The 25,604-nt window shown below is 63.8% G+C and carries 20 protein-coding genes; 18 read left to right on the top strand and 2 right to left on the bottom strand.

What is annotated here, in order from left to right:
• Positions 1–169: 169 nt before the first annotated feature.
• Positions 170–1,360, bottom strand: coding sequence for a M20 aminoacylase family protein (locus NCR34_RS12095; RefSeq protein ID WP_250500029.1), 1,191 nt, complete (start codon positions 1,358–1,360; stop codon positions 170–172).
• Positions 1,361–1,514: 154 nt separating this feature from the next.
• On the opposite strand from NCR34_RS12095, the gene NCR34_RS12090 reads away from it, so the two are divergent.
• Both NCR34_RS12090 and NCR34_RS12085 read left to right on the top strand, forming a co-directional pair.
• Entirely contained in the window at positions 1,515–3,596 is a 2,082-nt protein-coding gene (locus tag NCR34_RS12090) for a molybdopterin-containing oxidoreductase family protein (RefSeq protein WP_250500028.1), read from the top strand.
• A 127-nt stretch (positions 3,597–3,723) separates the two neighbouring features.
• Positions 3,724–5,397, top strand: a complete 1,674-nt coding sequence (locus tag NCR34_RS12085; RefSeq protein ID WP_250500027.1) for a long-chain fatty acid--CoA ligase — start codon at positions 3,724–3,726, stop codon at positions 5,395–5,397.
• Between the two features lie 137 nt (positions 5,398–5,534).
• On the opposite strand, the gene NCR34_RS12080 is transcribed toward NCR34_RS12085, so the two are convergent.
• Positions 5,535–6,698, bottom strand: a complete 1,164-nt coding sequence (locus tag NCR34_RS12080; protein ID WP_250500026.1) for a porin — start codon at positions 6,696–6,698, stop codon at positions 5,535–5,537.
• Positions 6,699–7,047: 349 nt separating this feature from the next.
• Here NCR34_RS12080 and coq7 point away from each other — a divergent pair, with 349 nt between their 5' ends.
• The 16 genes from coq7 (at position 7,048) to ftsZ (ending at position 25,511) form a co-directional block, all read left to right on the top strand.
• On the top strand, positions 7,048–7,701 hold the full coding sequence (coq7, locus tag NCR34_RS12075) for a 2-polyprenyl-3-methyl-6-methoxy-1,4-benzoquinone monooxygenase (protein ID WP_250500025.1): 654 nt from the start codon (positions 7,048–7,050) through the stop codon (positions 7,699–7,701).
• Positions 7,702–8,090: 389 nt separating this feature from the next.
• A complete protein-coding gene (gene mraZ / locus NCR34_RS12070; RefSeq protein ID WP_035966891.1) occupies positions 8,091–8,519 on the top strand; it encodes a division/cell wall cluster transcriptional repressor MraZ in 429 nt (142 codons plus the stop codon).
• 16 nt (positions 8,520–8,535) lie between these two features.
• The gene (rsmH, locus tag NCR34_RS12065) at positions 8,536–9,489 is read left to right on the top strand and encodes a 16S rRNA (cytosine(1402)-N(4))-methyltransferase RsmH (protein WP_250500024.1); all 954 of its coding nucleotides are present in this window, start codon (positions 8,536–8,538) and stop codon (positions 9,487–9,489) included.
• Positions 9,486–9,830, top strand: coding sequence for a cell division protein FtsL (gene ftsL, locus NCR34_RS12060; protein WP_175945199.1), 345 nt, complete (start codon positions 9,486–9,488; stop codon positions 9,828–9,830). The genes rsmH and ftsL overlap by 4 nt, the downstream gene beginning before the upstream one ends.
• Complete coding sequence (locus NCR34_RS12055) at positions 9,827–11,689, top strand: peptidoglycan D,D-transpeptidase FtsI family protein (RefSeq protein WP_250500023.1); 1,863 nt, start codon at positions 9,827–9,829, stop codon at positions 11,687–11,689. The genes ftsL and NCR34_RS12055 overlap by 4 nt, the downstream gene beginning before the upstream one ends.
• Entirely contained in the window at positions 11,686–13,227 is a 1,542-nt protein-coding gene (locus NCR34_RS12050) for a UDP-N-acetylmuramoyl-L-alanyl-D-glutamate--2,6-diaminopimelate ligase (RefSeq protein WP_250500022.1), read from the top strand. Before NCR34_RS12055 ends, NCR34_RS12050 begins: the two co-directional genes overlap by 4 nt.
• The gene (locus NCR34_RS12045) at positions 13,224–14,654 is read left to right on the top strand and encodes a UDP-N-acetylmuramoyl-tripeptide--D-alanyl-D-alanine ligase (protein ID WP_250500021.1); all 1,431 of its coding nucleotides are present in this window, start codon (positions 13,224–13,226) and stop codon (positions 14,652–14,654) included. Before NCR34_RS12050 ends, NCR34_RS12045 begins: the two co-directional genes overlap by 4 nt.
• A 23-nt stretch (positions 14,655–14,677) precedes the next feature.
• The gene (mraY, locus tag NCR34_RS12040) at positions 14,678–15,847 is read left to right on the top strand and encodes a phospho-N-acetylmuramoyl-pentapeptide-transferase (protein ID WP_159837037.1); all 1,170 of its coding nucleotides are present in this window, start codon (positions 14,678–14,680) and stop codon (positions 15,845–15,847) included.
• A 45-nt stretch (positions 15,848–15,892) separates the two neighbouring features.
• Complete coding sequence (murD, locus tag NCR34_RS12035; RefSeq protein ID WP_250500019.1) at positions 15,893–17,404, top strand: UDP-N-acetylmuramoyl-L-alanine--D-glutamate ligase; 1,512 nt, start codon at positions 15,893–15,895, stop codon at positions 17,402–17,404.
• The gene (gene ftsW, locus NCR34_RS12030; RefSeq protein WP_250500018.1) at positions 17,401–18,663 is read left to right on the top strand and encodes a putative lipid II flippase FtsW; all 1,263 of its coding nucleotides are present in this window, start codon (positions 17,401–17,403) and stop codon (positions 18,661–18,663) included. The genes murD and ftsW overlap by 4 nt, the downstream gene beginning before the upstream one ends.
• Positions 18,660–19,775 (top strand): undecaprenyldiphospho-muramoylpentapeptide beta-N-acetylglucosaminyltransferase, encoded by a 1,116-nt coding sequence (gene murG / locus NCR34_RS12025; RefSeq protein ID WP_250500017.1) that lies wholly within the window; start codon positions 18,660–18,662, stop codon positions 19,773–19,775. Before ftsW ends, murG begins: the two co-directional genes overlap by 4 nt.
• A gap of 3 nt (positions 19,776–19,778) precedes the next feature.
• Positions 19,779–21,173 (top strand): UDP-N-acetylmuramate--L-alanine ligase, encoded by a 1,395-nt coding sequence (murC, locus tag NCR34_RS12020; RefSeq protein WP_250500015.1) that lies wholly within the window; start codon positions 19,779–19,781, stop codon positions 21,171–21,173.
• A 32-nt stretch (positions 21,174–21,205) separates the two neighbouring features.
• Positions 21,206–22,147: a D-alanine--D-alanine ligase gene (locus tag NCR34_RS12015; RefSeq protein ID WP_250500041.1), complete on the top strand. Its 942-nt coding sequence runs from the start codon at positions 21,206–21,208 to the stop codon at positions 22,145–22,147.
• A 12-nt stretch (positions 22,148–22,159) separates the two neighbouring features.
• A complete protein-coding gene (locus tag NCR34_RS12010; protein WP_250500013.1) occupies positions 22,160–22,912 on the top strand; it encodes a cell division protein FtsQ/DivIB in 753 nt (250 codons plus the stop codon).
• A gap of 26 nt (positions 22,913–22,938) precedes the next feature.
• Entirely contained in the window at positions 22,939–24,171 is a 1,233-nt protein-coding gene (gene ftsA, locus NCR34_RS12005) for a cell division protein FtsA (RefSeq protein ID WP_159837031.1), read from the top strand.
• A gap of 143 nt (positions 24,172–24,314) precedes the next feature.
• Positions 24,315–25,511, top strand: a complete 1,197-nt coding sequence (ftsZ, locus tag NCR34_RS12000; protein WP_175945177.1) for a cell division protein FtsZ — start codon at positions 24,315–24,317, stop codon at positions 25,509–25,511.
• Positions 25,512–25,604: the final 93 nt, after the last annotated feature.

The raw sequence follows: 25,604 nt of genomic DNA, 5'->3' as shown, positions 1-25,604 counted from the left end.
CGAACAGGACCGTGAAACGACTCCACGCCGATGATAGTGCGGATTGCCCGTGTGAAAGTAGGTAATCGTCAGGCTCCCCTTGCCATAAACAAAAACCCCACCCCGAAAAGGTGGGGTTTTTGCGTTTGGGGCGGCTTGAAGCGTCACGTCACTCGGCGGCGCCCCTAAATCAACAGGCTAAAAACCGCTCAGCGAGCCTAACCCAATACGACGAGCCGACAGACAGTAACGCGTCATTGAAGTCGTAGCTCGCGTTGTGCAGCATGCAAGGACCTTCGCCGTGTCCATGCTCACGATGCCCCCCATCTCCATTACCCAGAAACGCGTAGCAGCCGGGCTTCTCGAGCAGCATGAAGGAGAAGTCTTCAGCGCCCATCGTCGGTTCGACGGAAAAATCGACGTTCTGCTCGCCGACCACTTCGGCCATTACCTCGGCTGCGAACTTTGTCTGTGCCGGATCATTGATCGTCGGCGGATAGTTTCGATGGAAGCAGACTTCAGCTTCGCAGTCGTAAGCTGAAGCGGTCGATTCAGCGATTTTCCGCATACGCGCTTCGATCAGGTCGAGCGTTTCCACAGAGAAAGTACGCACCGTCCCGCCCAGCCACGCACGATCGGGCACCACGTTGACCGCATCGCCCGCATGGATCTGCGTAATCGACAACACGGCCGTATCGAGCGGCTTCTTGTTGCGCGTGATGATGCTCTGCAGTGCATTGGCGATTTGAACCGCGCTGAAGACGGGATCCCGCCCGTTATGCGGCAAAGCGGCGTGCGATCCAACTCCGCGGACGTTGATACGAAACGCATTGCTCGACGCCATGATCGGCCCTTCCGTCACGCCGAAGTGCCCTGCCGGAATGCCAGGCCAGTTGTGTATGCCGAAAACGGCGTCGACGGGGAAGCGGGTGAAAAGTCCATCGTCGATCATGGCCTTCGCGCCGGCGCCGCCTTCTTCTGCCGGTTGAAAGATGAAAACGACCGTTCCGTCAAACCTTCCGTGTTCCGCGAGATACTTGGCCGCGCCAAGCAACATGGCCGTGTGCCCGTCGTGACCGCACGCGTGCATGCGTCCGGCGTGAGTCGACTTATGGCTGAAGCTGTTGGTTTCCTGAATCGGCAAGGCGTCCATGTCTGCGCGCAGCCCGATAGACGCGCTGCCCGTCCCACGCTTCAAAACGCCAACGACGCCTGTCTTCCCCAAGCCTCGATGGACCTCGATCCCCCAGCGTTCGAGATTCTCCGCCACCAGTTTCGCAGTCCCTACCTCTTCATAGCGCAGTTCGGGATGAGCGTGGATCGTTCGTCGGAGAGCCTTGATTTCATCGTTAGATGCTTCGATTTCCGGAATCAGGTTCATTGAACCGCTCGCTTGTTTGAATTCGGACCAACCGTGTGATGCACCGCTGGTTCATTCTACGCCGCCACTATTTGAGTCATCGGACGGACGGTCGCATAGCCGGCGTAATAGAATTCTGGCATCTGCCGCCCTTGCCGATTGACCGGACTATCCGATGAACGCCCCAGCCGAGTTTGCCCGAGCCGTTTGCCCGCACGATTGCCCCGACACCTGCGCGATGCGCGTGACCGTAGAGAACGGCAAGGCAGTGAAGGTGAGTGGCGATCCGGATCATCCGCCGACGCAAGGCGTGCTCTGCACGAAGGTCACGCGATACGCCGAGCGGACGCATCACAAGGACCGCCTGCTCACGCCGCTGATTCGTGTCGGGCCGAAGGGCTCGAATCGTTTCGAACGGATCAGTTGGGACGCTGGGCTGCGAATAGCCGCCGAGCGCCTCGGTCCGATCGCGCGCCGTGCGCCGGAAGCCATCCTTCCGTACAGCTACGCCGGAACGATGGGTCTCGTCCAGGGAGAAAGCATTGCCGCGCGTCTTTTCAATGTGCTCGGCGCGTCACGACTGGATCGCACGATTTGCGCGGCAGCCGGTGCGGCCGGGCTGCGCTATACGTATGGCGCCGGCATCGGCATGCATGTCGAGTTCTTCGAGGAAAGCGAGCTGATTCTGATCTGGGGCTCGAACCCGATCGCGTCGAGCCTGCATTTCTGGACGCGCGCGCAGGAGGCGAAGAGGCGCGGCGCCAAATTGATCGCAATCGATCCGTATCGGTCGCTGACCGCCGAGAAATGTCATCAGCACATCGCGCTGCGGCCCGGCACGGATGCCGCGCTCGCGCTCGGCATGATTCACGTGCTGATCCGCGAAAACCTGGTGGATCACGCGTACATCGCAGATCACACCGTCGGTTTCGACGCACTCGCGGCGCGGGCCGCGCAGTATCCGCCGTCGCGCGTGGCGACGATTTGCGGCATCGAGGAACAGACCGTACTCGATCTGGCGCGCGCATTCGGCTCGACAAAGAAAGCCGCCATCCGCCTGAACTACGGCATGCAGCGCGTGCGCGGTGGTGGCAACGCGGTGCGCGCCGTCGCGTGTCTGCCGTCGCTGACGGGCGCGTGGCGCGAGCGGTCGGGCGGTCTATTGTTGTCGTCGTCGGGATGGGCACCGGTCGACAATGCCGCGCTCGAACGCCCGGACTTGCTGCCGGGCTGGCCGCACAAGCTGCCGCGCAGCATCAATATGAACGCAATCGGTGGCGCCTTGCTTCATCCGGGCGATGCCGCGTTCGGGCCGAAAATCGAAGCCCTGATCGTCTACAACTCGAACCCGGTCGCCGTTGCGCCGGACTCGGCAAAGGTCGCGGCTGGCTTCGCGCGCGACGACTTGTTCACCATCGTGCTGGAGCACTTTCAGACCGATACCGCGGACTACGCCGACTTGATCTTTCCGGCGACCACGCAGCTCGAGCACTTGGACGTACACAAGTCGTACGGCCACACGCACATCATGGCGAACCTGCCGGCCATACCGCCGGTGGGCGAGTCTCGTCCGAACACCGATTTCTTCCGCGGCCTCGCCCGCGCGATGCAGCTCACCGAGCCTGCTCTCTTCGAAACGGACGAGCAGATTGCGTCGAAAGCCTTTCGCTGGGACGACCCTACGCTGAACGGGCGCGGATGGGAGGCACTCAAGGCGTCGCGCTGGCTCGAACTCGACATTCCCGACGCGCCGCTCGCGCACGGAGGATTTCGCACGCCATCAGGAAAGTGCGAATTCTTCAGCGAACGTCTCGCACGCGAAGGCATGGACCCGCTGCCGGATTACCTTCCGCCGTACGAGTCGGCGGAAGCGGCGCCGGAGCTCGCCGCGCGCTATCCGCTCGCGATGATCTCGCCGCCCGCGCGCAACTTCCTGAACAGCAGCTTCGTGAACATCGAGAGTCTGCGCGCGACCGAGGCGGAGCCGCATCTCGACATTCACCCGGCGGACGCCGACGCACGCGGTATCGCGGACGGCGCGCAAGTGCGGATCTTCAACGATCGCGGGTCGATGCAGGCGCGTGCGCGTGTCACCGATCGGGCGCGCGAAGGCGTGGTCGTCGGCTTGTCGATCTGGTGGAAGAAGTTGTCCCCCGATGGCTGCAACGCCAATCAAGTAACGAGCCAGGCTTTGACCGATCTGGGGGGATCGGCGACGTTCTACGATTGCCTGGTGGAAGTGGAGTCAGTGCATTGAGAAGTATGGAAAGACCCGACCCGAAGTGGTCTGGAGTGCGGCGTCTAACCGGATTGTCGGAACGGAAGGGAGCGGCTAGCATCCTGTTTTCGCACGACCATTCGAAAATTAAATAAGGAGACGCCGTATGGAGAAACTCTGGCTGAAATCGTATCCGGCCGGCGTACCCGCGGAGATCGACGTGTCGGCGTACCGGTCGGTCTCGCAGTTGCTCGAAGACAGTTTTCGCAACAACCGCGACCGTCGCGCCTTCCTCTGCATGGGGCAGGCGATCACCTATGGCGAGCTCGACGACATGTCAGAAAAGCTCGCTGCATGGCTGCAGGAGAAGGGCTTGAAGCGCGGTGCGCGCGTCGCGCTGATGATGCCGAACGTCCTGCAATACCCGATCGCCATCGCGGCCGTGCTGCGCGCGGGCTATATCGTCGTGAACGTGAACCCGCTCTACACGCCGCGCGAGCTGGAACATCAGCTTCGCGACAGCGGCGCGGAAGCCATCGTCATTCTGGAGAACTTCGCTACCACGCTCGAGGCCGTGATCAAGAATACGGCGATCAAGCATGTCGTCGTCGCGGCAATGGGCGACCTGATGGGCATGAAGGGCCTGCTGGTCAATTTCGTCGTCCGAAAAGTGAAGAAGATGGTTCCTGCGTTCAACTTGCCGGGCAGCATTCGCTTCAACGATGCGATCAGCGAAGGCAGCCGCCACGCGCTGGAGCCGGTCGCGCAGACACCGGACGACGTCGCGTTCCTTCAATACACTGGCGGCACCACCGGCGTGGCGAAGGGCGCGACGCTGACGCATCGGAACCTGATCGCCAATGTGCTGCAATCCGAAGTGTGGCTGGAACCGGCGCGCAGACAGCGGCCCGACATCGACCAGTTCGTGTGCGTCGTCGCGCTCCCGCTGTATCACATCTTCGCGTTGACGGTGTGCGGCATGCTCACCATCCGCACGGGCGGGCTCGGCGTGCTGATTCCGAATCCGCGCGATATCGCGGGCACCATCAAGGAACTGAAGGGCATTCCCATCAACACGTTTCCGGCGGTGAACACGCTCTATAACGCGTTGCTGAATCATCCCGATTTCTCGAAGCTGGACTTCTCCAAGCTGATCGCGGCGAACGGCGGCGGCATGGCGGTCCAGGAGGCGGTCGCAAAGCGCTGGTTCGCGGTGACCGGCGTGCCTATCGTCGAAGGCTACGGGCTGTCGGAGACTTCGCCGTGCGTGACATGCAACCCCGTGACGGCCACCGAGTACACCGGCACCATCGGCTTGCCGCTGCCATCGACCGAAGTCTCCATCCGCGACGACGACAACAACGAAGTGCCGCTCGGGCAGGCCGGCGAGATCTGCATCAAGGGACCGCAGGTGATGGCCGGCTACTGGAATCGCCCGGACGAAACGGCGAAGGTGATGACGCCCGACGGTTTCTTCCGCTCAGGCGATGTCGGCGTGTTCGACGAGCGCGGTTATGTGAAGATCGTCGATCGCAAGAAGGACATGATTCTCGTCTCGGGCTTCAACGTGTATCCGAACGAAATCGAGGATGTCGTGGCGATGTTGCCGGGCGTGTTCGAAGTGGCTGCGGTCGGCGTGAAGGATCAGAATTCGGGCGAGGCGGTGAAGCTGTTCATCGTGCGCAAGGACGACAACCTGACCGAAGCGGACGTGATTGCGTTCTGCAAGGAACGGCTGACGGGCTATAAGCGGCCGCGCATCATCGAGTTTCGCAAGGACTTGCCGAAGAGCAATGTCGGCAAGATTCTTCGCCGCGAGTTGCGCGACGGTACGGTCTGAGCGGATCGCGCTCGCATCTATCGAAGCCTTCGCGTCGCAAGACGCGAAGGCTTTTTTCATGGCGAGTGGCGGGATTGTCGAGACAAAAAAGGCGCCCGAAGGCGCCTTTCAACAGATCCCGCTTTATTACGAGCTTCTTAGAACTTGTGGCGGATGCCGACCAGCGCTGCGACCTGGTTCGACGTCGACGACGGCGACAGGCCGTTGATGTTGGCGACTGCGGCGCCACGCGTCGAGTCCGTGCCAGAAGCGTGTTGATACACGCCGTCGATATACACGTCCGTGCGCTTCGACAGGAAGTAGTCCGCGCCAAGCATGCCTTGGTGGTACTTGGCATTGCCCAGGCCGTAACCCTTCGTGTAGTCGTAGGCAGCGCCAACCAGCAGGGCCGGGGTCAACTGATACTTGAAGTTGATTTCGGCGTTGTGGAACTTGCCCGTGCCGCCCGTGTATCCAGCCGGGTTCAGTCCGGTGCCTGCTTCCGTGCCGACATCCTTGAATTGCGTGTTGCTATAAGTCGCGCCGACCGTCGCCGCGCCGAACGTGTACGCCGCGCCTGCCGAGATCACTTGCTGCGTATGAGCCGAAGCGTAGCCCGAATACACGCGGCTGCCTGCCATGTTCGAGCCCGTCGTGCTCGACGCCGGCGTGTTGCCGAAGAACGAGTAGTTCGGGTCCTTGACGTTCAGGTAGCCCGCGCCCAATTGCAGCGGACCTTGCGAGTAGCCAAGGCCGACCGACCAGATCTGGTTGCGGTTGAACTGGCCAGCGTTGCCGCCGAGGCTATACAGACCGCCGAACGAGAAACCTGCGTAGTTGGCGCTCGTGAACTTGATCGCGTTGTTCACGCGGTTCGAGTTGTTCATGTTGTCGAGGTCGCCCGGGTGCGCGCCGTAGTACGTCGCCCACTGGCTGCCGACTTCGAACGCGCCGGTGAAGTCGACCACGGAGTCGTACTGGCGACCCAGCGTGACCGTGCCGAATTGCGCCGTCGACAGACCGACATACGCCTGACGGCCGAACTCCGAGCCGCCTTGGCCGAGACGGCCGTTGAACACGTTGAAGCCGTTCTCCAACACGAACAGGGCCTTCAGGCCGCCGCCCAGATCTTCCGTGCCACGCAGGCCCCAACGGCTGCCCTGCACGTTGCCGCTGCTCATGGAGTACAGCTTCTGACCGAGGACGTTGTTGGAGTAGGCGAAACCTGCGTCGATGATGCCGTACAGCGTCACGCTGCTCTGCGCATGTGCGGCGCCAGCGAAGACGCCCAATGCTGCGAGAGCGAGAAGCGACTTTTTCATTGTGTAGATCTCCAAGGAGTGTTTTGCGACTTGTTTGGCAAGGTCACTGTTCTAGCGCCAGTGTGTTGACGGTCCCTGCCGGGGTCTTCTTTGCGAAGTGACACGTAATGTAACAAACGCGACTTTCCGCACAAAGGAAAAGGGACCGCGCCCGCGGCTACGTGTGACGTTTACGCAACATGCGCTAAAATCCCGGTTTTGCAGCAGTTTTGCGAGTCGTGTTTGCCCTAATTACAAAAAATGGCGCTCGTCGACGGCCGTTTTCGCATGTCTGACCGCGAGAATAGGGATTGCTAATCGTCCCGTACGACATTGCGCGAAACGATGACATCAACAACGAGGTGAGAACATGACGCTCGATGAAATCATTGGCGAGTTCGATCGCGGCCTGCGTTCCATGACCGGAGTAAGCCGCATGTCGCGGCCTGTGCCGCAATCGAACATGCCGGTTCTCGTGGAGGGCGGCATGGTCGCTGACGCGCCGCAACTCACTGACGAGGAGAAGGCTCATTCAGCCGGTCTGATGCGCGTGAATCATGTCGGTGAAGTCTGCGCGCAGGCGCTTTATCAGGCGCAGAAGCTCGCGACTCAATCACCGGGCTTGAAGGCGAGCTTCGAGCAGGCCGCCCGCGAAGAGGAAGATCACCTCGCATGGACGTCCCAGCGTCTCAAAGACCTCGACTCGCGCCCGAGCCTTCTGAATCCGCTGTGGTATGCGGGCGCGCTCGCCATCGGTTTCGTCGCGGGTCGTTTTGGCGACCGCGCGAGCCTCGGCTTCATGGCGGAAACTGAGCGCCAGGTCGAGCAGCATCTCGACGGCCACATGAAGACGCTGCCTGCCACCGACTACGCTTCTCGCGCGATCGTCGAACAGATGCGCCAGGACGAAAGCGCGCACGCCGCCGCCGCCATCGGCGCGGGTGGATCGGAGATGCCGTTTCCTGTCCGTCTCATGATGCGAGCGGCGGCGAAGGTGATGACGCGCACCGCCTACTACGTATAGGCGTCCAAGTGCCGCCGCCAGTCGTTTGTATGAACAATAAGATCCGTCGAGCGCCCGGAGCGCTCGCGGAAACCGTTACATTTCACGCGTCTGCGGCGCAGATGTTCATACTTTAGGTTCGCTTCCCTCACTAGTTCTCTAATTTCAAACGATTTTCCCCTTCCTGTCGGCAATAAGTCCCTTCGCTAAGTCCTTGTTCTAGCGAGTAAAAGCTCCCCGAAAAAAAGCCACGCGTCTTGACCGAGGAAATGCGTTCCTCTAAAGTGGGAGACAGTGTGAGAAAGTGGTTGTTTGTGTGATTCAGCGACTACTTTTCGCCAGTTTCAAGGCATGCGCGGCGTCTCGGTGGGCATCGACAGTCAGGCAGCGACAAACGGGGAGAAGGGCGAGTGTTCCAAGGGGCGTCGGCGCTGACGCTCGATGCGAAAGGGCGGATGTCGGTTCCGTCCCGCTATCGAGAGGCGCTGCAAGGGCAGGCAGAAGGCCGGGTGACGCTCACGAAGAGCCCGGATGGATGCCTGTTGCTGTTTCCTCGCCCGGAGTGGGAAGTCTTTCGCGCCAAGGTTGCCGCGCTTCCAATGGAAGCCATGTGGTGGCGGCGCATTTTCCTCGGTAACGCAATGGATGTCGAACTCGATACTGCCGGGCGCGTGCTGGTCTCGCCGGAGCTTCGTGCTGCCGCTTCGCTGGAAAAAGAGGTGACGCTGCTCGGCATGGGCGCTCATTTCGAATTATGGGACTCGCAGACGTACGCGGCGAAGGAAGCCGCAGCGATGGCGCAGGGCATGCCCGACGCGCTAAAGAACTTCACTTTCTGACGCGGCGCTGAAAAACATGGCACCTGCGATGGGAAATGACTTGCAGCATCGCACGGTGCTGTTGAAGGAAGCGGTAGACGGACTGATCACGCGCGCCGACGGTATCTATATAGATGGCACCTTCGGGCGCGGCGGTCATAGCCGGGCGGTATTGCAGCGGCTGGGCGAAACAGGGCGGCTGGTCGCGTTCGACAAGGACCCGCTCGCCATCGCCACGGCGCAACAGATTCAGGATCCGCGCTTTTCGATCGTGCATGACAGCTTCGCCGCGTTGCGAAGCGCGGCGACCGAGCGCGGGATAGAACGGGTGTCGGGCGTGTTGCTGGACCTCGGGGTGTCGTCGCCGCAGGTGGACGACCCCGAGCGCGGTTTCAGTTTCCGCGCGGAAGGTCCGCTCGACATGAGGATGGACCCGACGCGCGGCGAGTCGGCGGCCGAGTGGCTCGCGCGGGCCACGGTGCAGGAAATGACGGAGGTGATCAGAGATTATGGGGAAGAACGGTTTGCTTTTCAGATTGCAAAGGCGCTTGTTGCTCGCCGGGCAGAGTCCGACCGTCTTGGGCCTCTCGTCAGCACGCGCGAGCTTGCCGAAATCGTGGGTCACGTCGTCAAGACCCGTGAAAAGGGCAAGGACCCGGCAACTCGCACCTTTCAGGCTATACGGATTCACATCAATCAAGAGCTTGCGGAGCTGCAAGTAGTTCTTGAATCGGCACTTTCGTTGTTGGAGCAAGGGGGGCGGCTGGTCGTGATCAGCTTTCATTCGCTCGAAGACCGGATCGTCAAGCGGTTCATGCAGGCGCAATCGAGCGCGCCGGCGGTGGACCGTCGTTTGCCGATCCGCGCGGTCGATCTGCCGAGTCCGCCTCTGCGGATCGTCGGCCGCGTGTTTCCGAGCGATGCCGAAGTCGCCGACAACCCGCGCGCCCGGTCCGCGGTCATGCGTATCGCGGAGCGCATCGCGCCATGAACCGTCTCAACATTTTTCTCCTGATCGTCGTGCTCGGGTGCGCGCTGTCGGTCGTCAGCGCCACGAACAAGCAGCGGCAGGTGTTCATCGAGTTGCAGCGGGCGCAGTCGCAGGAGCGCCAGCTTCAGCAGGATTACGCGCAGTTCCAGTATCAGCAGAGCGCATTGTCGAAGACTTCGCGCATCGAGCAGTTGGCCACTAACTCACTGAAGATGCAGCCAGTGACCACCGGCCGCACGCAATACCTGACCTACGACCCGGCGACCGCGAAGGCCGCCGAAGCACCCATGCCGCCGCCGTTGCCCGCCTCGGCGCCGTCCGCACGCGGAGTCAAACGATGAAGAAATCCGCGAAGCAGAAGGACGTCGCCTACACGCCCAACCCGATTCTCGCCGTGCGCCTGCCCATGTGGCGCTCGAAGCTCGTCGTGTTCCTGTTGTTCATGGCGTTCGTCGCGCTGGCGGCGCGCGCCTTCTGGATTCAGGGCCCGGGCAACGCTTTCTTCAAGAAGCAGGGCGAAAGCCGCTATCAGCGCACGCTGGAAATGCCCGCCACGCGCGGCCAGATTCGCGACCGCAACGGCCTCGTGCTCGCCACGAGCCTGCCCGTGAAGGCAATCTGGGCGATTCCCGAAGCCGTCCCGAACGATCTCGGCGCGGACAAGCTCGCCGAACTCGCGAAGCTGCTCGACATGACGCAGAAAGACCTGCGCGCGAAGCTGTCGATGGACAAGACGTTCGTCTACGTGAAGCGTCAGGTTCCGCTCGAAGTCGCGCAGAAAGTGGCGGCGCTCGACATTCCGGGCATTTATTCGCGCGGCGAATACAAGCGCTTCTATCCGGAAGGCGAAATCACCGCCCACCTGATCGGCTTTACTAATATTGAAGACAAGGGCCAGGAAGGCGTCGAACTCGGCGACCAGAGCGTGCTGGCCGGCACGCCGGGCATGCGTCGCGTCATCAAGGACCGGATGGGGCATATCGTCGAAGACGTCGACGAACAGGTCGTGCCGCATAACGGCCAGGACGTCGAGCTTTCGATCGACAGCAAGATTCAGTACATCGCGTACACGGACCTGAAAGCGGCCGTCGAAAAGACGAAGGCGAAGGCCGGCGCTGCGATGGTGATCGACGTGAAGACGGGCGAAGTGCTCGCGCTCGTCAACTATCCCACCTACAACCCGAACGACCGCTCGCGCATGACCGGCGAGCAGTTGCGCAACCGCATTCTGACGGACACTTTCGAGCCGGGCTCCATCATGAAGCCGTTCACCGTTTCGCTCGCGCTCGATCTGCATCGCGTGACGCCGAATACGCTCGTCGAAACGGGCGGCGGCGTGTTCGTGCTGGACGGCGCGCGCATCACGGACGACTCCGGTTTCGGCACGCTCACCGTCGGCGGCGTGATTCAGAAGTCGAGCAATATCGGCGCGACCAAAATTGCGATGCAATTGCGGCCCGAGGAAATGTGGAACATGTACACGAGCCTGGGTCTCGGTCAGGCGCCGAAAGTCGGTTTTCCGGGCGCCGTCACCGGACGCCTGCGGCCGTGGAAGAGCTGGCGGCGCATCGAGCAGGCGACCATGTCTTATGGCTACGGCTTGTCGGCGTCGCTGTTTCAGCTGGCTCGCGCGTACACCGCCATCGCGCATGACGGCATGATTCTGCCGGTCTCGATTTTCCGCACGCCGGGCGATCAGCCGCCAATGGGGCAGCAGGTCTTCTCGCCGACCACCGCGCGCGAGGTTCGCGCCATGCTCGAGACGGTTGTGTCGAAGAACGGCACGTCGCCGGATGCGGCGGTGCCGGGCTATCGCGTCGGCGGCAAGAGCGGCACGGCGTACAAGCACGCGGGCCGCGGCTACGATCACTCGAAGTACCGCGCGTCGTTCGTCGGCATGGCGCCGATGCCGAATCCGCGCATCGTGGTGGCCGTATCGGTCGACGAACCGACGGCGGGCAGCCACTTCGGCGGGCAGGTATCGGGGCCGGTGTTCTCGGGCATCGTCGGCGACACGCTGCGCGCGCTGAACGTGCCGCCGGACATGCCGGTCAAGCAAATGGTCGTGACGGACGAATCGAATTCCGCCACGCAAGCGTCCGCGCAGCCCGCGAACGCGAACGGTTCGAACAACGCGAACACGGCGAAGAAGGTGGCCGTGTCGAGCAACACGAAGACACATCCGGGAGTCGTGCGATGAGCGCGCCCCGTCAGAGCAAGATGCAGAAGGACGTTTCACATGCCGTTCAATGGCTGCGCGCCCATGCGCGGCCCGAGGCCCAGTTGCACGCCGACACGCGCTCGCTCAAAAGCGGCGACGTGTTCCTGGCGTACGCCGTCGACGGCGCGGACAACCGGCCGTATCTCGACGCGGCGCTCGGCGCGGGCGCGGCTGCCGCGCTGTATCAGCCGGAGAACTTCGCGGGCAAGCCGGACGCGTCGAAGGCGTTGGCCGTGCCGGCGCTCAACGAACTCGCCGGTCCAATTGCGTCCGCGTGGTACGGCGAGCCGAGCGCGTCGATGCTCACCGTCGGCGTGACGGGCACCAACGGCAAGACATCGTGCAGCCAGTGGATCGCCACCGCGCTGACCGCGCTCGGTCGTCCGTGCGCGATCGTCGGCACGCTCGGCATCGGCATGCCGGGCAAGCTCGCGTCGACGGGATTCACCACGCCGGATGCGCCGCAGCTCCAGCGCAGCCTCGCGCAACTGAAGGCGCAAGGCGCGGAGGCTGTCGCGATGGAAGTCTCGTCGCATGCGCTGCATCAGGGGCGCGTGAACGGCACGGACTTCGACATCGCCATCTTCACGAATCTCACGCAGGATCATCTCGACTATCACGGCACCTTCGAGGCTTACGAAGCCGCGAAAGCGCGTCTGTTCGCGTGGCCGTCGCTGAAAACGGCCATCGTCAATCGCGACGATGCCGCCGGTCAGCGTCTCATCGAATCGCTGCGCGGCAAGGTCCGCACGATTGCGTACGCCGTCGATATGCCGGCCGATGCCCCGCCGAGCGCCGACGCCGTGCTGCTCGCGAGCCGCGTGCGCGCAACCGCCACGGGCACCGCGTTTCATCTTTCGTCCGATTGGGGCGAGGCCGAAGTCGAAGTGAACACGCTCGGCACGTTCAACGTGAGCAATCTGCTCGCGGTGCTCGGCGTGCTGCTGGAAGTCGGCGTTCCGTTCGATGCCGCGCTCGCGCGAATCTCGAAGCTGGAATCGGTCAACGGCCGCATGGAGCGTCTCGGCGGCCGGCTGCAGAACGATGAGCCGCTCGTTGTAATCGACTACGCGCACACGCCCGACGCGCTCGAAAAAACGCTGGCTGCGCTGCGCCCGATCGCTGCCGCGCGCGGCGGCGAGCTCGTCTGCATGTTCGGCTGCGGCGGCGACCGCGACGCGACCAAGCGTCCGCTGATGGGCGAAATCGCCGAGCGTCTCGCGGATCAGGTCGTCATCACGAGCGACAATCCGCGCAGCGAAGATCCGCTTGCCATCATCGACCAGATTGCCGCCGGCATGAAGGACGCCTCGAAGGCACGGCGCATCGAGGATCGCGCGAGCGCCATTTTGCAGGCGCTGCGCTCGGCGGCGCGCGAAGATGTCGTACTGCTCGCCGGAAAAGGACACGAGGCCACGCAGGAAATCATGGGCAAAAAGCGCGCGTTCTCGGATCAGGATCACGCGCGCCTCGCGCTTGCCGCACGCGCCACGCAACAACGCGGAGGCGGCGAATGACGATGTTCACCTTGCGCGAAGCCGCCGCGCTGATTCCCGGCGCGGTCTTTCAGGGCGACGAAGCTATCGCCATCGAACGCGTCGTGACCGACAGCCGCGCCGTGCAGGCGGGCGATCTGTTCGTCGCGGTGAAGGGCGATCGCTTCGATGCGCATGACTTCCTCGATCAGGTGGCGAAGAGCGGCGCGGCCGCCGCGCTCGTCTCGCGCGATGTGCGCAATTCGGATGCCTGGCCGCTGCCAGTCATCAAGGTAAAGGACACGCGTGCGGCGCTCGGTGCGCTGGCGCACGGCTGGCGCAAGCGGTTCAGCATGCCGCTCGTCGCCGTCACCGGCAGCAACGGCAAGACGACGGTCAAGGAGATGATCGCGTCGATCTTCGCGGCGGCAATCGGCGAAGACGCGCGCCTTGCGACCGCGGGCAACTTCAACAACGACATCGGCCTGCCGCTCACGCTGTTTCGCCTGAGCGCGGCGCATCGGCTGGCGGTGGTCGAACTCGGCATGAATCATCCCGGCGAGACGGATGCGCTCGGCAAGATCGCTGCGCCGACTGTCGCGGTCGTGAACAACGCGCAGCGCGAGCATCAGGAGTTCATGGCGACGGTCGAAGCCGTCGCGCTCGAACATGCGTCCGTCATTCACGCGCTCGGCGAAACGGGCACGGCCGTGTTCCCCGCCGACGACCACTACGCGAGCATCTGGCGCGTGGCGGCCACCGGCAATCCAATCATGGATTTCGCGCTGACGGACGACGAAGCGAAGGCGGCGGTCACGGGCACGGTCGACGGCGCGACGGTTCATGTCCGCACGCCGCAAGGCCGCATCGACATCGCCCTTAACGTGCTCGGCGAACACAACGCGCGCAATGCGCTCGCGGCCACGGCCGCCGCGCTGGCGGCGGGCGTGTCGCTGGACGTCATCAAGCGCGGCCTCGAAGCGTTCCAGCCGGTGAAGGGCCGCTTGCAGGTGAAGCGCGCGGTGACGGGCGCGCTCGCGGGCGCGACCATCATCGACGACACGTACAACTCCAATCCCGATTCCATGCGCGCCGCCATCGACGTGCTCGCGGCGCAGGCAGCGCCGCGCGTGCTCGTGATGGGCGACATGGGCGAAGTCGGTGAAGAAGGGCCGGCGTTTCATCGCGAAGTCGGCGCGTATGCGGCTGAGTGCGGCATCGACGCGTTGTTCGCGATCGGCGAAGCGAGCCGCGATTCGGTGAACGCATTTCGCGCGGCGGCGTCGAAGCAGACCGCCGTTCATTTCGCCGACGTGACCGCGCTCATCGACGCTCTTCAGCAAGCCGGGTTCGGACCCGGCGCAACGTATCTCGCGAAAGGCTCGCGCTTCATGAAGATGGAGCGCGTGGTAGACGCCCTGACGAGCCCACAACAACCCGCGGCGGGCAATGCGCCCGCTGCACACTGACTCACAGAAAGAGAAGGACCAGCATGCTACTCGCACTCGCGCAATGGCTTCAGAATGACGCCAGCTTCATGCGCGTGTTCACCTACATTACGTTCCGCGCGGTGGGCGCCACCGCGACGGCGCTTTTGATCGGTCTCGTCTGCGGCCCGTGGGTGATCCGCAAGCTGACCGCGATGAAAGTCGGTCAGGCGGTGCGCAAGGACGGCCCGCAAACGCACCTCGTCAAGTCGGGCACGCCGACGATGGGCGGCGTGCTGATCCTCATGGGCATCGCGGTTTCGACGCTTCTCTGGGCCGATCTCACCAACCGCTTCGTGTGGATCGTGATGCTCGTCACGTTCGGCTATGGCGTGATCGGCTGGGTGGACGACTATCGCAAGGTCGTGCACAAGGACCCGCGCGGCATGTCGTCGCGCGAGAAGTATTTCTGGCAGTCGGTCATCGGCCTGTTCGCGGCCGTGTATCTCGCGTTCAGCGTGTCCGAGGCCAGCAACACGCGCGTGTTCGATCTCTTCATGGCGTGGGTGCGCAGCGGCCTCTCGATGGGCCTGCCCGCGCGCGCCGACCTCATGCTGCCGTTCCTCAAGTCGATCACGTATCCGCTCGGCGTGTGGGGCTTCATCGCGATGACGTACTTCGTGATCGTCGGATCGAGCAATGCGGTGAATCTCACCGATGGCCTCGACGGTCTCGTCATCATGCCGGTCGTGCTGGTCGGCGCGTCGCTCGGCGCGTTCGCGTACGTCATGGGCAGCTCGGTGTATTCGAAGTACCTGCTCTTTCCGCACATTCCGGGCGCGGGCGAACTGCTGATCTTCTGTTCCGCAATGGGCGGCGCGGGCCTCGCGTTCCTTTGGTACAACACGCATCCCGCGCAAGTCTTCATGGGCGATGTCGGCGCGCTCGCGCTCGGCGGCGCGCTCGGCACCATCGCGGTGATCGTTCGTCAGGAAATCGTGCTGTTCATCATGGGCGGCATTTTCGTGGCGGAAACGCTCTCCGTCATGCTGCAAGTCTTCTGGTTCAAGTTCACGAAGCGCCGTTACGGCGAAGGCCGGCGCTTCTTCAAGATGGCGCCGCTCCATCACCACTACGAATTGTCCGGCTGGACGGAAACGCAAGTGGTGGTGCGCTTCTGGATCATCACGTTGATGTTGTGTCTCTTCGGCTTGTCGACGCTCAAGCTGCGTTGATCGTGCACGTCTGCGGTTTCTTCGGTTTCAGGAAAGGGTAAAGCGATGTTTGGCGAGAAGTTTTCCGGTCGGCAAAGTCCGATGGTGCTCGTGCTGGGGCTCGGTGAATCCGGCCTCGCGATGGCGCGCTGGTGCGCCAGGCACGGGTGCCGGCTGCGGATCGCCGATACGCGCGAGAACCCGCCGAATCTGTCGGAACTGGTGATTCACAACATCGACGCGGAGTTCGTCGGCGGCGCGTTCACGACCGAACTGCTCGATGGCGGCATCGAACTGCTGGCCATCAGCCCCGGCCTTTCGCCGCTCGCGCCGGACCTCGCGCCGCTCATCGCGGCGGCGAAGGAGCGCGGCATTCCGGTGTGGGGCGAACTCGAACTGTTCGCGCAGGCGCTTGCCGGTCTTGCCGTGAACGGCTACGAGCCGAAGGTGCTCGCGATCACCGGCACCAACGGCAAGACGACGACCACGGCGCTCACCGGTCTTCTGTGCGAACGCGCGGGCAAGCGCGTGGCGGTCGCGGGCAACATCAGCCCGGCGATGCTCGACAAGCTCGCCGAAGCGATCGATCAAACCGCGCTGCCGGACGTCTGGGTGCTTGAACTCTCCAGCTTCCAGCTCGAAACATCGCACAGCTTCGCGCCGGATGCGGCTGCCGTGCTGAACATCACGCAGGATCATCTCGACTGGCACGGCGGCCTGGACGCCTACGCCGCCGCGAAGGGCCGCATCTTCGGTCCGCGCACGGTGCGCGTGCTGAATCGCGACGACGCCCGCACGATGGCGCTCGCTGCGAACATCGCGCACGACCGCGTGGTGACGTTCGGGCTGGATGAGCCGTCGAAGGTAGGCGACTACGGCCTGTTGCGCGACAACGGCATCGCGTGGCTTGCGCAAGGTATCGACCGCGACGCGGCCGACGAACCCGCGCCGTCGCGCCGCCGCAAGCAGGACGTGACCGCGCCGAACGTCGTTGCCAAGCGACTGATGCCCGCCGACGCGCTGCGCATTCGCGGCCTGCACAACGCGGCCAATGCCCTCGCCGCGCTCGCGCTCGCCCGCGCCATCGACTTGCCGCTCGCCGCGCTCTTGCACGGCTTGCGCGAGTATCCCGGCGAACCGCATCGCGTGGAGGTGATCGCGCAGATCGACGGCGTCGATTACGTGGACGACAGCAAGGGCACGAACGTCGGCGCGACGGTCGCCGCGCTGGATGGCCTCGCGCAACGCGTCGTGCTGATCGCGGGCGGCGACGGTAAAGGTCAGGACTTCTCGCCGCTCGAAGCGCCAGTCGCGCGCTGGGCGCGCGCCGTGATGCTGATCGGCCGCGACGCGCCGCGCATTCGCGAGACGCTCGCAGCCACCGGCGTCGCGCTCGAAGATCACGCGACGCTCGAAGCCGCGACGCAGGCGGCATCGCGCATCGCCGAGCCGGGCGACGCCGTGTTGCTTTCGCCCGCGTGCGCGAGCCTCGACATGTTCAAGAACTACGCACACCGCGCCGATGTGTTTCGCAGCGCGGTCGAAGATATCGCCGCCGCGCGGGGAGTGATGCTATGAGCTGGTCGGACCGCTTCGGATCGAAAATCACCGGGCAGCGGAACGCGGTTCCGAACGATTCGCTCGCCGGGCGCTCGGGCGGCATTTCGAGCGCCGTCAACGGCGTGCGTCCCGCGCGCTCGCGCATGCTCGACTACGATCACTCGCTGTTGTGGGTGACGATCGCGTTGCTCGGGCTCGGAATCGTGATGGTGTATTCGGCGTCCATCGCCATGCCGGATTCGCCGAAGTACGCGCAGTACCGCGACTATCACTTCCTCGTGCGGCACCTCGTTTCGGTCGCGACGGCGCTGGTCGGCGCGGTGATCGCGTTCAAGATTCCGGTAAAGACCTGGGACAAGCTCGCGCCCAAGCTTTTTCTGGTCGCGCTCGTGATGCTCGTCATCGTGCTGATTCCGCATATCGGCAAGGGCGTAAACGGCGCGCGCCGGTGGATTCCGCTCGGCATCACGAACATGCAGCCGTCCGAAATCATGAAGCTCGCGGTGACCATCTACGCCGCGAACTACACGGTGCGCAAGCAGGAGTTCATGCACAGCTTCGGCAAGGGCTTCTTGCCGATGGCCGTGGCGGTCGGCGCGGTCGGCGCGCTCCTGCTGCTCGAACCGGACATGGGCGCGTTCATGGTGATCGCGGCCATTGCAATGGGCGTGCTGTTCCTCGGCGGCGTGAACGGCAAGCTGTTCGGCGGTCTGGTGCTCACGGCTATCGGCACGTTCACGATGCTCGTGTGGCTCTCGCCGTGGCGTCGCGAGCGGATCTTCGCTTATCTCGATCCGTGGGACGACCGCTACGCGCAGGGCAAGGCGTATCAGCTGACGCACTCGCTGATCGCATTCGGGCGCGGCGAGTGGTTCGGCGTCGGTCTTGGGGGCAGCGTCGAGAAGCTCAACTATCTGCCCGAAGCGCATACCGACTTCATTCTCGCGGTGATCGGCGAGGAACTGGGTTTCGTCGGCGTCATCTGCGTGATTCTGCTGTTCTACTGGATCGTGCGCCGCGCGTTCGAAATCGGTCGTCAGGCACTGGCGCTGGATCGCACGTTCGCGGGTCTGATGGCGAAGGGCGTCGGCATCTGGTTCGGCGCGCAGACGTTCATCAACATGGGCGTGAACCTCGGTCTTCTGCCGACCAAGGGCCTGACGCTGCCGCTCGTCAGCTACGGCGGCTCGGGCATCTTGCTGAATTGCGTCGCGCTTGCGGTGCTGCTGCGCGTCGATTACGAAAATCGCGTGCTCATGCGCGGAGGCAAAGTATGAGCGCGCAACGCCCCACGCTGATGGTCATGGCGGGCGGCACCGGCGGCCACGTGTTTCCGGGGCTCGCGGTCGCGCACTGGATGCAGGCGCGCGGCTGGCGCGTCGTCTGGCTGGGCAACGCGAGCGGCATGGAAGCGACGCTCGTCCCCAAGCACGGCATCCCGATGGAATGCGTGCGTTTCGGCGGCGTGCGCGGCAAGGGCATCAGGACGAAGCTGATGCTGCCGGTGAATCTCATGCGCGCGTGCTCGCAAAGCCTGCGCGTGCTGCGCCAGGTGAAGCCGGATGTTGTGCTGGGCATGGGCGGCTACATCACGTTTCCGGCGGGCATCATGACGAAGCTCGCGGGCTGCCCGCTCGTGCTGCACGAACAGAACTCCATCGCGGGTCTCGCGAACAAGGTGCTCGCGCATCTCGCCAAGCGCGTGCTCGTCGCGTTTCCCAATGCTCTGCCGAATGCCGAATGGACCGGCAACCCGATTCGCGCGGAACTTACGTCGACATTGCCGCCCAAAGAACGCTACGCGTCGCGCACGGGCAAGCTGAACGTGCTCGTCGTCGGCGGCAGTCTGGGCGCGGCCGCGCTGAACGAAACGGTGCCGAAGGCGCTCGCGCTGCTGTCGCCGGAAGAACGGCCGCGCATCGTGCATCAGGCGGGCGCGAAGCATGTCGAAGCATTGCAGGCGAACTACGCGACGGCCGGTCTTTCGCGCGGCGAAGACTTGCAGCTTGTGCCGTTCATCGAAGACATGGCGAGCGCGTACGCATCCGCCGATCTCGTGATTTGCCGCTCGGGTGCGATGACGGTGTCCGAAATCGCGGCGGTCGGCGTGGCGGCGCTCTTCGTGCCGTTCCCGTTCGCCGTCGACGATCACCAGACGACCAACGGCGCGTTCCTCGCGAAGAACGGCGCAGCGGAATTGATACAACAACGCGATTTGTCGGCGGAAGAGCTCGCCGGCTGGCTGCGTGCGCAGACGCGCGACACGCTGGCGGAGATGGCCGCGCGCTCACGCGCTCTGGCGAAACCGGACGCGACCGAACGAGTCGCGACCGTCTGCGCCGACGTCGCCGGCGCGCGTCTTACGGGCCAAGCTCGGGAGGCACATTAAGTCATGAAACACATCGTCAAGCACATTCACTTCGTCGGCATCGGCGGAGCAGGGATGAGCGGCATCGCGGAAGTGCTGCTGAATCTCGGCTATCAGGTCAGCGGCTCGGACCTCTCGAAGAACGCCGTCACCGAGCGGCTGAAGGCGCTGGGCGCGCGCGTCGAGATCGGACACAACGAGCAGAACATCGAAGGCGCGAACGCGGTCGTCGTGTCGACGGCCGTGCGTCCCGACAATCCCGAAGTGCTGGCGGCGCGCCATCGGCGCGTGCCGATCGTGCCGCGCGCCGTGATGCTCGCGGAACTCATGCGGCTGAAGCAGGGCATCGCCATTGCCGGCACGCACGGCAAGACCACGACGACGTCGCTCGTCGCAAGCGTGCTGGCCGCGGGCGGGCTCGATCCGACGTTCGTGATCGGCGGGCGTCTGATCAGCGCGGGCGCGAACGCGCGGCTCGGCACGGGCGATTTCATCGTCGCCGAAGCGGATGAATCGGACGCGTCGTTCCTCAATCTCTTTCCGGTGATCGAAGTCATCACGAACATCGATGCCGATCACATGGACACCTACGGCCACGACTTCGCGCGGCTCAAGCAGGCGTTCATCGAATTCACGCACCGGCTGCCGTTCTACGGCATCGCGGTGCTGTGCGTCGACGACCCGAACGTGCGCGAGATCCTGCCGTTCGTGTCGAAGCCGATCATCCGCTATGGCATCGGCGCCGACGCGCAGGTGCGCGCGGTGAACGTCGAAGCGCGCGACGGCCGCATGCATTTCACGGCCATGCGCGAAGACGCGCCGCCGCTCGAAATCGTGTTGAACCTGCCGGGCCTGCATAACGTGCAGAACGCGCTCGCCGCCATTGCGATTGCGACTGAACTCGAAGTGGCGGATGCCGATATCCAGAGGGCGCTCGCCGAATTCAACGGTGTCGGCCGGCGCTTCCAGCGTTACGGCGACGTGAAGACGAACGACAACGAAGGCGCGTACACGCTGATCGACGACTACGGGCATCACCCGGTGGAAATGGCCGCGACCATCGCGGCGGCGCGCGGCGCGTTCCCGGACCGGCGTCTCGTGCTCGCGTTCCAGCCGCATCGCTACACGCGCACGCGCGACTGTTTCGAAGATTTCGTGAAGGTGCTCTCCACCGTGGACGCACTCGTTCTCACCGATGTTTATGCCGCAGGCGAAGCGCCGATCGTCGCCGCGGACGGCCGCGCGCTCGCACGCGCGATCCGCGTGGCGGGCAAGGTGGAGCCGGTATTCGTCGAAACGGTGGATGAAGTGCCGGACGCCGTGACGACGCTCGCGCGCAACGGCGACGTGGTGATCACGATGGGCGCGGGCTCCATCGGCGGTGTATGCGGACGGCTCGCGCAGAGCCAGCCGCAGTGAAGACAGCAACAAACGACGTCATGAGTAACACAGTGAACAACATCGATCCGAAGGTCTTCGGCAAAGTGGCGGTGCTTCTCGGCGGGAATTCCGCCGAGCGCGAAGTCTCGCTCAATTCGGGCCGCCTCGTGCTGGAAAGGCTGCGAGAGGCGGGCGTCGACGCGCATCCGTTCGATCCCGCCGAACGCCCGTTGTCGGATCTGAAGGCGGAAGGCTTCGAGCGCGCGTTCATCGCGCTGCACGGCGGCTATGGCGAGAACGGCCAGTTGCAGGGCGCGCTGGATTTCTACGGCATTCGCTATACCGGCAGCGGCGTGCTCGGCTCGGCGCTCGGCATGGACAAGCTGCGCACCAAGCTCGTGTGGCAGCAGACCGGCATTCCGACGCCGCCGTTCGAAACCGTCTATCGCGGCGACGATTACGCCGGGCGCGCGCAGGAAATCGTCGCGAAGCTGGGGCTGCCGCTGTTCGTCAAGCCGGCGAGCGAAGGCTCGAGCGTCGCGGTCATCAAGGTGAAGAGCGCGCAACGGCTCGTGCCGGCGCTGGAAGAAGCCGCGAAGTTCGACAAGATCGTGATCGTCGAGCAGAGCATCGAAGGCGGCGGCGAGTACACGTGCTGCATCGCGGGCGATCTGGACCTGCCGGTCATCAAGATCGTGCCGGCGGGCGAGTTCTACGACTACCACGCGAAGTACGTCGCCGACGACACGAAGTATCTGATTCCCTGCGGTCTGACGGACGCCGAAGAGGCGCGCATGAAGCAACTGACGCAGCGCGCCTTCGACATGCTCGGCTGCACGGACTGGGGCCGCGCCGATTTCATGCTGGACGCCGACGGCAACCCGTACTTCCTGGAAGTGAACACCGCGCCGGGCATGACGGATCACTCGCTGCCGCCGAAAGCGGCGCGTGCGGTCGGCATCAGCTACAAGGATCTGGTTGTGAAGGTGCTGTCTCTCACCCTCAAGAACTGACGAAGCGCAACCATGTGGAACAACGTTCGCCAGATGAATCTCGCCGCCAGCGCGCTCAACGCCATGCTCGTGTTGATGCTGCTGTGCGCGGCGGGCGTCTATGCGATCCAGCGTCCCGAGTTCCGCCTGCGCGAGATTCAGATCGACGGCGATACGACGCACATCAATTCGCCGACGGTGCGCGCGAGCGTGGTGGGGCACCTGAAGGGCAACTTCTTCACCGTCGATCTGGACACCGCGCGCACCGCGTTCGAGCAGATGCCATGGGTGCGCCGCGCGAGCGTGCGTCGCGTGTGGCCGAACGCGATCGCCGTGACGCTGGAGGAGTACAAGCCGCTCGGCACGTGGGGCAACGATCAGCTGGTCAGCGTGGACGGCGAGCTCTTTACCGCGAACCAGGGCGAACTGGACGACGACCTGCCCGCGTTCGATGGTCCCGAAGGCACGGCGAAGGAAGTCGTCGCGCGGTATCACGACTTCCAGAAGTGGTTCGCGCCGCTCGACGCGCAGCCCGAGGAAGTCACGCTGTCGCCGCGTTTCGCGTGGACCGTGAAGCTTTCGAACGGCACGCAGATCGAACTGGGCCGCGAGCGCAATCAGGACACGCTGGACGACCGTTGCAAGCGCTTCGTCGCGTCGTGGGCAGCGGTCACGGGGCGGTGGGGCAAGGACATCGAATATGCGGATTTGCGTTATCCCAACGGCTTCGCGATACGCGCCGCCGGCATGCGCTTCATCAACGACACCGACAAGGCCAAGAAGTAAGCAGACATCACAGGCATGAGCACGCTATGAGCAAAGACTACAAAGACCTGCTGGTTTCCCTCGACATAGGTACGTCGAAGGTGGTCGCGATCGTCGCCGAATTGAAGGGCGAAGGCCACTACGAGGTGATCGGACTCGGTCAGAGCGACTCGAAGGGGTTGAAGAAAGGCGTCGTGGTCAACATCGAGGCAACGGTGCAATCCATTCAGCGCGCGCTTGAAGAAGCCGAGCTGATGGCCGATTGCAAGATCACGAACGTCTTCACCGGCATCGCGGGCAGCCACATTCGCAGCTTCAATTCGAGCGGCATGGTCGCGATCAAGGACAAGGAAGTCACGCAGACGGACGTCGCCCGCGTGATCGAAACGGCCAAGGCGATCAACATTCCGACCGATCAGCAGGTGCTGCACATCCTGACGCAGGAATTCATCATCGACGGTCAGGAGGACGTGCGCGAGCCTATCGGCATGAGCGGCATTCGCCTTGAAGTGAAGGTGCATATCGTCACGGGCGCGGTGAGCGCGGCGCAGAACATCGTGAAGTGCGTGCGGCGCTGCGGGCTCGAAGTGAACGATCTCATCTTGCAGCCGCTCGCGTCGTCGCTGGCGGTGCTGACCGAGGACGAAAAAGAACTGGGCGTCGTGCTCGTCGATATCGGCGGCGGCACCACCGACATCGCCATCTTCAGCGAAGGCGCGATCCGTCATACGGCGGTGATTCCGATTGCCGGCGATCAGATCACGAGCGACGTCGCGATGGCGCTGCGCACGCCGACGCCCGACGCGGAAGACATCAAGGTGACGTACGGCATCGCGAAGCAGGCGCTCGCGGACCCCGACGAGATGATCGAAGTGCCGGGTCTCGGCGAACGCGGACCGCGCACGCTGTCGCGTCAGGCGCTGGCGGCGGTGGTCGAGCCGCGCGTCGAGGAGCTGTTCTCGCTCGTGCAGCAGGTCGTGCGCGAATCCGGCTACGAAGAGTTGCTGTCGAGCGGCGTCGTGCTGACCGGCGGCGCGGCGATGATGCCCGGTATGGTGGAACTCGGCGAGGACATCTTCCTGAAGCCGGTGCGCATCGGCGTGCCCGAGTACGCCGGCGGTCTCGCGGACGTCGTGCGCAATCCGCGCTATTCGACCGCCATGGGCCTGCTCGCCGAAGGACGCTCGCAGCGCATGCGCGGTCGCAAGGTCGCGGTGCAGAACGGATCGATGGGGCAAGTGCTCACACGAATGAAAGACTGGTTCCTCGGAAACTTCTGAAGCTTGCGCGGAACAGAGCAGTACGAAACAAACGTATTTAAGTAATGAATATAATTCGCGCCGGTACCGGCGGCTAGCGCGCGGCGAGAGGTTGCCCGATCTCTCTCCGGATAACGCCGATCTTCATTCTTGACGGAGGCAACATGGATTTCGAAATGCTGGAAACGGAAACCAACGGAACGATCATCAAGGTGGTCGGAGTTGGTGGTGCGGGCGGCAATGCCGTTCAGCACATGATCAACCGGGGTGTGCAGGGCGTCGACTTCATCGTGATGAACACCGACGCGCAGGCGCTCGCACGTTCGCGGGCGCCGCAGGTGTTGCAGTTGGGCATGACCGGTCTGGGCGCGGGCGCCAAGCCGGAGAAGGGCAAGGAAGCGGCCGAAGATGCCCGCGAGCGTATCGCCGATGCACTGCGCGGCGCGCACATGGTGTTCATCACCGCGGGCATGGGTGGCGGCACCGGCACGGGCGCGGCGCCGGTGGTCGCGCAGATTGCGAAGGAAATGGGCATTCTGACGGTCGGCGTCGTAAGCAAGCCGTTCGAATTCGAAGGCGGCCGCCGCATGCGCGTGGCGGAAGCCGGCTCGCAGCAACTGGAGGATCACGTCGATTCGCTGATCGTCGTGCTGAACGACAAGCTCTTCGAGGTGATGGGCGACGACGCCGAGATGGACAAGTGCTTCCAGTGCGCAGATGACGTGCTGAACAACGCTGTCGCGGGCATCGCGGAAATCATCAACGTCGACGGTCTCGTGAACGTCGACTTCGAAGACGTGAAGACCGTGATGGGCGAGCAGGGCAAGGCGATGATGGGCACGGCGACCGTCGCCGGCGTCGATCGCGCGCGTCTTGCTGCGGAACAAGCTGTGGCGAGCCCGCTGCTCGAAGGCGTCGATCTGTCGGGTGCGCGCGGCGTGCTGGTCAACATCACGTCGAGCCGTTCGCTGCGTCTGTCTGAGACGCGCGAAGTGATGAACACCATCAAGAGCTACGCCGCCGACGACGCAACCGTGATCTTCGGCGCGGTGTACGACGACGCAATGGGCGACGCCCTGCGCGTGACGGTGGTCGCAACGGGCCTCGGCCGCGCGGCGAAGAAGCAGCAGCAAGCGCCGATGACGCTCCTGCGCACGGGCACCGACAATCAGCCGGTCGCGCACGCGTCGCATAACACGTACGCGCCGCAGCACGGTCAGGCAACGGATTACGGTTCGCTGGACACGCCGGCTGTGTGGCGTTCGTCGCGCGAAACGGCGGCATCGCACGTGCAGGCATTGCAGGAAAAGGGCGTCGATACGTACGACATCCCGGCGTTCCTGCGCAAGCAAGCGGACTGAAGTCGCGCTGTGCTCGTTGCTCGCTAACTAGCAAGAGCAATGCAGCCACCGCAGGCACGCGCCGAGCATGAACCGGCGGCGCAGGTTTCGCGT

This window comes from Caballeronia sp. GAWG1-5s-s (assembly GCF_023631445.1).
GTDB lineage: Bacteria > Pseudomonadota > Gammaproteobacteria > Burkholderiales > Burkholderiaceae > Caballeronia.
This window is presented reverse-complemented; position numbering and strand designations above follow the sequence as displayed.